Consider the following 8,153-nt stretch of genomic DNA (forward strand, 5'->3'; position numbering starts at 1 on the left):
TCAGCTCCTCAGGCGTCTCGGCCCCCACCGACCGCTCGGCCCCCTCGGACGTCAGGGCCCCGCTGACCGCTCAGCTCCTCAGGCGTCTCGGCCCCCACCGACCGCTCGGCCCCCTCGGACATCTCGGCCCCGCTGACCGCTCAGCTCCTCGGACATCTCGGCCCCGCAGACCACTCGGCTCCCTTGGGGCTCGCGGCCCACTCTGCCGTTTCGGCAGCCTCACCATCCTCGGCACTCCCGGTAGTGGGCCTGGCGCCCCGGCGCCCCTCTCCGCCCGTCCCGGCCCGTCCGGCCCGGGGAACGGCGCCCCGGCCGTGCGGCTGCCGGGCGCCAGCTCACCCCTACGTGCCCGGCCGCGCCCCCACCCCGTCAGGTGCCGGTCTCAGCCCTGGGTCTGCAACCGGCTCAGCTCCCGCTGCACATGGTCCAGCGCGCCCTCGCGCGGGCCGGGCACCCGGCCGCGCAGCGCGGCGAGCGCCACGCCCAGTTCCCGGGCCTGCCCGGCGTCGCGCACCCGCCCCCACTGGTGGTGCGCACGGTCGACGGCCGCCTCCACGGCCGGCGCCCCCGCCGGCTGCCCCGCGCCCAGCCGGGTCTCGGCCACCGTCAGCCAGGCACGGCAACTGCGCGCCGGATCGCCCGCGAACATCGCCAGGTCGGCCCGGACCTCCGCCCAGTGCAGCGCGTCCTCGGAGGCGGGCCCGTGCGCGTGGGCGGCGGCCAGCTCGTGCCGGGCGGCGAGTGCGTCGGCGTCCGCGTGCCGCCCGGCCCGCACGGCGTCGGCGATGACGGCGTGCGGGTCGCCCGCCACCGGCCCCGGCGCCGACAGCACCAGGTCCGTGCCGGCCGGCGCGCCCTCGGCCGCGGCGCGGGCCAGCGCCTGCTGGTGCAACTGGTCCGGCGGCGGCCGGTACCCGCTGCGCAGGACCGTCGCGACACCGCGCATGTAGGCCGGGGTGGCCACCGTCCGGCGCGCGGGCGGCGGCGCGATGCGACCGTAAACGGCGTTGTTGCGCCCGGAGTCCAGCGGGTGTGTCCGCAGCCACTGCCAGGTCTCCTGGTCGGCGTGCAGGTCGAGCAGGAGCGTCGTCGCGCCGCTCGGCCGCAGCCGCAGTTCCTCGCGGATCCAGTGCCAGGGCAGGGCGGTGTAGCGGACCGTGGCCGGTGTCGTGCGGGCCAGCGCCAGATGCGGCAGGCGCTGGCGCCGGTCCAGCTGGAGCTGCCCGGTGACGTAGACGGTCAGCGGGCCGGGGGCCGCCGCGGCGGCGCGCAGCCGGGTGAGGACGGCCTGCGGGTCCAGTGGGTCGGCCAGCTCGACGACGTTCGCCGTGTCGGTGCCGGAGAGCACGGCGGGCGGCACGGCCGCGAGCACGGGAAGCACGGAGGCGGCGTCCACCAGGCCCCCCTTGCCCACGGGCGACGCCGCGAGCAGCAGCACGGTTCCGGGCATGTCCCTGTCCCCTCCCCCTGTCGATCACGTACGGCAGCACCGTAACCGCTGCGGCTGCACAGCGGGGCACTCAGCCGCCGTCGGTCCCTTCCCGTCGCCGTACCGCGAACACCGTGGTGTCGTCGGACAGCCACACCCACGCGACGCTGCGTCCGTGGACGCTGAACAGCTCGTGGCGGGCCACGGCGTCGCCCCGGCCGGCAGCGCGGGCCAGCCGGCTGAGCAACCGCCACCGGTCACTCACCGCCCTGCGGACGCGACCCCTCACGGGCCCAGCGAAACACGCGCCCCCGCGGCCCGCATCCTGACTTGCCGGGCGGCTCCCGGCGGTGTGCCCTGGTAGTCGGGGGCGAGGCGAGAGGAGTGCTCTCATGGCTCAGGCGCTACCGACAGGCGGGGCATCCACCGGGCCGACGCGCACACGCGGCCGTACGGCGCCGGAACCCCCCGACGTCTTCAGCGAGCGGACCCACAAGGTGGCGAGGTGGGCGGCGCCCCTCGCGGCGGGGCTGGTCTACGGCTACTGGGCCGCCTCCATCCGGCGCCACGGCGGCCCCATCACCGGCTGGAACCTGCTGTTCGGCTTCCTGACCGTGCTCGCGTTCGTCGTCCTGTACGCCGTCGTCCGGGCGGTGGCCCAGCGACTCCCGCGCGAGGGCCACGCGGTGCTGTGGGGCGCGTTCGCGGGCAGCGCGCTGGGGTTCCTCTACGCGCAGAGCGGCGTGGCCATGTTCACCTGCGTCGTCGTGTCCCTGCTGCTCGCGGCGGCGGTGTTCGCCATGTTGTTCTACTGCTACTACACCCACGAGGACGCGACGGGCCACCACATGGCCTGACCACCCGCCCGGCCACCCGGCCACCGACCCCGCCCGGCCACCAACCCGCCCGGCCGGCCCGGCTTCCGGGCCGGCCGGGCGGGCGCTCGGGACGTGCCGGGGGCGTTCCACCGAGTGGCCCGTCAGGACACCCGTTCGGCTCGGGCCAGGGGGCCATATGCAGTCACGCCGCTCGCCCGTGCCGCCTCCGGGGCCTTGCCTGGAAAGGTGTCCCCACGTCTCCGCAGCGCCCTGTCGGCCGTCCTGATCGCCCTCGCCTGCCTGCTCGCACCGTGCGGCACACTGGCGGCTTGGGCGGCGTACGGACTGGCCGACACCGGGCGGTACGCCGCCGCCATGGCGCCGCTCGCCGACCACCCGGACGTACGGGACGCGGTGGCCACCACGGTGGGCGACGGGGTCATGGGCGAGGTCGCGGCCGGGCCCCTGAGCGGCACCGTGCGGCTCTTCGTGCGGGACGCGGCACGGTCGTTCACCCGGACCGAGGCCTTCCGCGAGGGCTGGGACGCGGCCAACCGGGCCGTCCACGTCGCCGTACTGCGCGCCCTGCGGGACGAACGGGCCGGCAGTCGCGCGGTCACCGTCGACCTGGCACCCGTCACCGCCCGGATCAAGCAGCGGCTCGCCGACGACAACGTGCCGTTCGCCCGGCGCATCCCGGTCCGGCACACCGCGGTGACCGTGCTCCCGGCCCGCGAGGTGGACCGGCTCAGGAAGGGCTACCACGTGCTCGACGTGGCCGCGTTCTGGCTGCCGCTCGCCGCCGTCGTCTTCGCGCTGGCCGGCATCGCCCTCGCCGCGTGCCGACGGCGCGCGGTCACGGCCGCCGGGATCGGCACGGCCCTCGGCGGGGCGCTGCTCGCCCTCGCCGTCGTGGTCGGCCGCCGGCTCACCCTCGCCGAACTGCCCCGCGCGGTGGACGACCCGGCCGCGGGTGCCGTCTACGACGCCCTGACCGCGACCCTGCGCACGACCTCCTGGCTGCTGGTCGGCCTCGGCCTGACGGTCGCCCTGACCTCCTGGCTCACGGGCCGGTACGGGCACCTGCTGCGGCGCCGCCGGGCACGCGCGCAGGCCACCGCCGACCCGCCACCGCCCCGCCCGACCCGCACCCGGCTCTGAGCGGCCTCCCCGGTAAACACCTGGCCCGGCCCCCGCCCGGGCGGCTACCGTCACCGACCATGACCGAGACGACGACTCTGTGGCGCCCCACGGGCCCCGCGGAGCTGGCCCTGGTCGAGGCCTCCGGCTGGACGGCGTGGCCGCCCCGGCTGCCCGAACAGCCGATCTTCTACCCCGTCCTCAACGAGGACTACGCCGTCCGCATCGCCCGTGACTGGAACGTCCCCGCGTCCGGTTCGGGCTACGTCACGCGCTTCGAGGCCGACACCGGGTTCCTGGAGCGCTACCCCGTGCGTCAGGCGGGCGGCGAGACCATCCTCGAGCTGTGGGTCCCGGCGGAGGAACTGGAGGAGTTCAACCGGCACATCGTGGGGCGCATCGAGGTCGTACGGGAGTTCCACGCGCGGATTCGCTAGCGCCACGCGACTTTCCACCCGCGGATCCCGTCCTTGAGGGAGGATCCGGGCATCAGGCAGGTACCGCACCCGCGAGCGGAAGGCCGGGACTTGGACACCGACACGGCGACCGGCGAGTGGACGAGCTCCCGCGGCCGGCCGGCGGCCCGCCGCACGGGCCGGCGCCTCGGGGCCTGGGCCGCGGGACTGCTGTTCGCCGGCGTGAGCGTGGTCGTCGGCTGCCGGGTCGCCGACAGCGACGGCATCACGCCGGTGCCGCAACTGCTCGCCTTCCTGCCGTGGCTGCTGGTGCCGACCGGGGCGGGGCTGCTGCTGACGCTGCTCGCCCGGTGGTGGGCCGGCGCGGTGTGGGGCGTCGCGCTGCTCGGACTGCTGGCGTGGTTCATCGAGCCGTACGGCACGAGCGACGGACCCGCCGGGCCGCCCGTCGCCGACGTGCGGGTGCTGACCTCGAACGTCGAGTTCGGGCGGGGGACCGGCTCGCTGATCGCGACCGTACGCCGGGAGAAGCCGGACCTGCTCTTCGTCCAGGAGTGCGAGTACACGTGCGACGCGGCGCTACGGCGCGACCTCGCGGCCGACTACCCCCACCGGCAGGCCGTCGAGGGCGGCGGGTCCGAGGGGTCCGTCATCCTCAGCGCCTTCCCGCTCGAGCCCGCCCCCGGTGTCCCCGGCACCATGGGCATGCCCGCCGCCGTCGCCGACGTACGCGGTCACGCCGTACGGCTCCAGCTCGCCCACCCGATGCCGCCGCTGCCGGACCAGGTGGGCCTGTGGCGCGAGGAGCTGGGCGCACTGCGCGACGCCGCCGCCGAGCACGGCGGAACCCCCACCGTGCTCGCCGGCGACTTCAACGCCTCCCAGGACCACGCCGCCTTCCGCCGCATCCTCGACACGGGGCTGCGGGACGCGGCCCGGCTGGCCGGGGCCGACCGGACGGCCACCTGGCCGACCCGGACCGCCCCGGCGTTCGGCGTGCAGATCGACCACGTCCTGGTCTCGGAGGACTTCGCCGCGCACCGGGCCCGCTTCCTGGACCTGGCGGACACCGACCACCGCGCCCTGGTCGTCGACCTCACCCTGCACGGGGACGGCTGACCCGGCCCGGGACCGGCTGGTCCCGGCCCGGGTTCGGGAGCCGGCGCTCAGACGCCGATGTCGCGGCCGTCCGCACGCCACACGGCCACGACCGCCGGGCGCACCATCGTGCCGGGTCCGTCCGGCCAGGTGCTCGCCGGCTTCTCCACGGTGGCGCCGTCGACCTCGCCCGGGTGCTGCACGGCGACCAGCACACGCCGGTCCTGGATGAGCGGGCCGCAGGTCTCCGCACCGGTCGGCACGGTCAGGAACTGCTTCAGCTCACCGCGCCGGTCGCCCTGCGTCGCGACGCCGAAGAGGCCGTCGTGGCTGCCGAGCGCGTTGCCGTCGGTGGACAGCCACAGGTTGCCGTGGTCGTCGAAGGCGACGTTGTCGGGGCAGGAGATGGGGCTGACCCGGTCCTTCGGGAAACCCGCGAAGTAGGTCGCCGGGTCCTCCGGGTCACCGGCGACGAGGAACAGCGACCAGGCGAAGCTGGTGGCGTCGGCCCGGTTCCAGCGCTCGGTCAGCTCCAGCACGTGGCCGTGCTTGTTGGCGTGGCGCGGGTTGGCCTCGTCCGCCTTGGCGTTGGAGTCGACACCGCGCTTGGAGTTGTTGGTGAGGGCGACGTACACCTTGCCGGTCTTCGGCGAGGGCTCGATGTCCTCGGGGCGGTCCATCTTCGTGGCCCCGACCTTGTCGCCGGCGAGCCGCGTGAAGACGCAGACCTCCTCGGCGGTCATGCCCTCGACGTGCGAGACGGCACCGTCCTCGGTCGCGGTGACCAGCGGGATCCAGCGTCCGCTGCCGTCGAACTCGCCGTCGCTCGGCAGCGTGCCCGTGCCGTCGATCTCCATCGCGGGGGAGTCGCCGCTGAGCTTGGCGACGTAGAGGGTGCCCTCGTCGAGCAGCGACAGGTTGTGCTCGCGCGCCCAGCGGCTGTTGCCGTGCCGCATCCGCTTGCTGCCGACGAACTTGTAGAAGTAGTCGAACCGCTCGTCGTCGCCGGTGTAGACGACCGGGCGCCCGTCGTGGGTCAGCCGCACGGTCGCGGCCTCGTGCTTGAAGCGGCCGAGCAGGGTGTGCTTGCGGGGCGTGGAGTCGGGGTCGTACGGGTCGAGCTCGACGACGTAGCCGAAGCGGTGCACCTCGTTCGGCTCCCGGGCGATGTCGAACCGCTTGTCGAACCGCTCCCACTTGCGCTCGGTGGTGCCGGTGCCGACGCCGTAGCGCTTGTCCGTGGCGCGGCTGCCGTTGGCGAAGTACTGGTTGAAGTTCTCCTCGCCGTGCAGCGTGGTACCCCACGGGGTGGTGCCGCCGGAGCAGTTGTTGAGGGTGCCGAGCACCTTCCGGCCGGTCCGGTCCACGGAGGTCTTCACCAGGTCCGACCCGGCGGCCGGGCCCGTCAGCCGGAACTCGGTGGTGGCCGTGACACGCCGGTTGAGGTGGTGCCGGGAGACGGGCGACAGCCTGCCGCTCCCGCGCTCCTCCTCCACGGCGACGACGGACAGCCCGTGCGCGGCCCAGGCGATCTCGACCTGCTCGCGCGTCGGGTTCTCGGGGTCGTAGCCGCGGAACATGAGCACCTCGTCGGTGTACTCGTGGTTGGCGACGAGGAGCTGGCGACCGCGCTCACCGCGCAGCGGCAGCAGGGCGAGGAAGTCGTTGTTGTAGCCGAACTGCCCGGCCTGGGCCCGGGCGGTCTGCCGCTCCGGGTCGAAGGCGGGCGCCCCGCGCAGGATGGGCTCGCCCCAGCGGATCACGACGTCCTGACGGTACCCCTCGGGCACGGTGACGGCGTCCTTGGTGTTGGGTGCCACGGGCGTGAACCGCAGCCCGCGCGCACCCTTGGCCTTCGACGGTTTCCCGTGCCCCGCACCGTGCCCCCTTCCGGCCGCCGGCGCGGCCTGCGCCGACGGCGCCCCCGCCACGCCCACGGCCCCGGCCCCCGCCGCGGTGACGGTGACGACGGCCGCGGCGCGCATCATCGACCGGCGGCTGAGCGCACCGGCGATGACGTCGCCGACGTACTCGTTGGAGCTGGTGTTGGGCACCTCGTGGAAGCAGGCGTCGCCACACCGGAAACGGCAGGTCATGGCGGACCGGCCACCGGGGTGCGAACCGGACGGTGTTCCGATCAACGGCAGCAGCTTGCGCACTCTGTTCTCCCTGAAACGCCTTTGGATGCCCTTGGTATCAGCGTGACCGTAGGTGCACATACGTGCGGGAGTCGGGCGCGGCGATGAACTGCGGGTGAACCCGTGGCAGCGGAAAGGAAATGTCCGGGACGGCTCGATCGGGCCTTGACGCGCCCGGACTTCCATGGCAGATCCTGCACAAGATCACATGCCCGGGCCGCTAACCTTACGTGTCCGTCCTGGCCAGGGATTGACGGGCATCAACTCACGCGAAGGGTTGCGCACATGGGCATTCTCACTCTCCTGCGGAACGCGTTCGGCCGGTCACGCAAAGAACGGGCCGCCCAGGCGGAGGGTGCGACGCGGGAGACGGCACCCTCGGCCGCCGCCGAGCCGGAGCCGCAGCTCCCGTCCCAGCCCACCGCGTCCCCGGAGCCCGCCGAGGCCCCGGCCCAGCCGGAGGACCCCAAGGCGGCCCAGGTCCCCGAGCCCCGCACGGAGGCCGCCCCCGACGAGCACGAACTCGTCAGGGCCGCCTTCGCCAACATCACGGTCCCCAAGCCCACCGAAGCCCCGGACAGCACCACCCCCGACCCCGAACCGGCGCCGACGCCCCATCCCGAGGCCAAGACCGAGCCCGAGCCCGAGGCCAAGACCGAGCCCGAGCCCGAGGCCAAGACCGAGGCACAACCCGAGGCCCAGCCCGAGGCCGAGACCGAGCCCGCGCCCCAGCCCGAGGCCCAGGCCAAGCCCACGCCAGAACCGGCACCCCAGCCCGAGCCGCAGGCCGGACCGGGGCCCGAGGCCAAGGCCAACGCCAAGGCCGAACCCGACCCCACGCCAGGACCGGAGCCCAAGCCCGAGCCTGAGCCCAAAACCGAGCCGGAACCTGAGCCCGAACCGGAGCCCGAACCGGAGCCCGAGCCCGAGCCCGAGGCGAAGCCGAAGGCCCCCGCGGCCGCCGACGGCGAGAACGCCCCACAGGGGCCACCCGCACCCGACCACGAGACCCGCACGGGTGGTGCGGGTGGGAACACCCCCGCCGAAGGCGAAGCCGAGGCGACACAGAGCCCCCAGCCGGAGGCCCCCGCCGAGGCGACACAGTCCCCCCAGC

At 74.8% G+C, this 8,153-nt stretch carries 7 protein-coding genes and 1 pseudogene; 5 read left to right on the forward strand and 3 right to left on the reverse strand.

All coding sequences use genetic code 11. From position 1 onward, the window contains the following. Window positions 1-382: 382 nt before the first annotated feature. Window positions 383-1,450 carry a hypothetical protein gene (locus KUM32_RS17240; protein WP_217142798.1) on the reverse strand — a complete coding sequence of 356 codons (1,068 nt, stop codon included), beginning with the start codon at window positions 1,448-1,450 and terminating at the stop codon, window positions 383-385. Window positions 1,451-1,520: 70 nt separating this feature from the next. After that, window positions 1,521-1,694 carry a hypothetical protein gene (locus KUM32_RS17245; RefSeq protein ID WP_217142804.1) on the reverse strand — a complete coding sequence of 58 codons (174 nt, stop codon included), beginning with the start codon at window positions 1,692-1,694 and terminating at the stop codon, window positions 1,521-1,523. Between the two features lie 127 nt (window positions 1,695-1,821). On the opposite strand from KUM32_RS17245, the gene KUM32_RS17250 reads away from it, so the two are divergent. The 4 genes from KUM32_RS17250 to KUM32_RS17265 all read left to right on the forward strand — a co-directional run bounded on the left by KUM32_RS17250 (window position 1,822) and on the right by KUM32_RS17265 (window position 4,922). After that, window positions 1,822-2,286 carry a hypothetical protein gene (locus tag KUM32_RS17250; protein ID WP_217142799.1) on the forward strand — a complete coding sequence of 155 codons (465 nt, stop codon included), beginning with the start codon at window positions 1,822-1,824 and terminating at the stop codon, window positions 2,284-2,286. 207 nt (window positions 2,287-2,493) lie between these two features. After that, window positions 2,494-3,408 carry a hypothetical protein gene (locus tag KUM32_RS17255; protein WP_217142800.1) on the forward strand — a complete coding sequence of 305 codons (915 nt, stop codon included), beginning with the start codon at window positions 2,494-2,496 and terminating at the stop codon, window positions 3,406-3,408. A 59-nt stretch (window positions 3,409-3,467) separates the two neighbouring features. Further along, a complete protein-coding gene (locus KUM32_RS17260; RefSeq protein WP_217142801.1) occupies window positions 3,468-3,824 on the forward strand; it encodes an ADP-ribosylation/crystallin J1 in 357 nt (118 codons plus the stop codon). A gap of 90 nt (window positions 3,825-3,914) precedes the next feature. Beyond that, window positions 3,915-4,922, forward strand: coding sequence for an endonuclease/exonuclease/phosphatase family protein (locus KUM32_RS17265; protein WP_217142802.1), 1,008 nt, complete (start codon window positions 3,915-3,917; stop codon window positions 4,920-4,922). Between the two features lie 47 nt (window positions 4,923-4,969). Here the strand turns inward: KUM32_RS17265 and KUM32_RS17270 are convergent, their stop codons facing one another. Next, complete coding sequence (locus KUM32_RS17270; protein ID WP_217142803.1) at window positions 4,970-7,060, reverse strand: PhoX family phosphatase; 2,091 nt, start codon at window positions 7,058-7,060, stop codon at window positions 4,970-4,972. Between the two features lie 264 nt (window positions 7,061-7,324). Here KUM32_RS17270 and KUM32_RS17275 point away from each other — a divergent pair. After that, a pseudogene (locus KUM32_RS17275) lies at window positions 7,325-8,153 on the forward strand (Toxic cation resistance protein); the annotation flags it as partial.

The sequence above is a fragment of the Streptomyces sp. AC627_RSS907 genome (assembly GCF_019049165.1).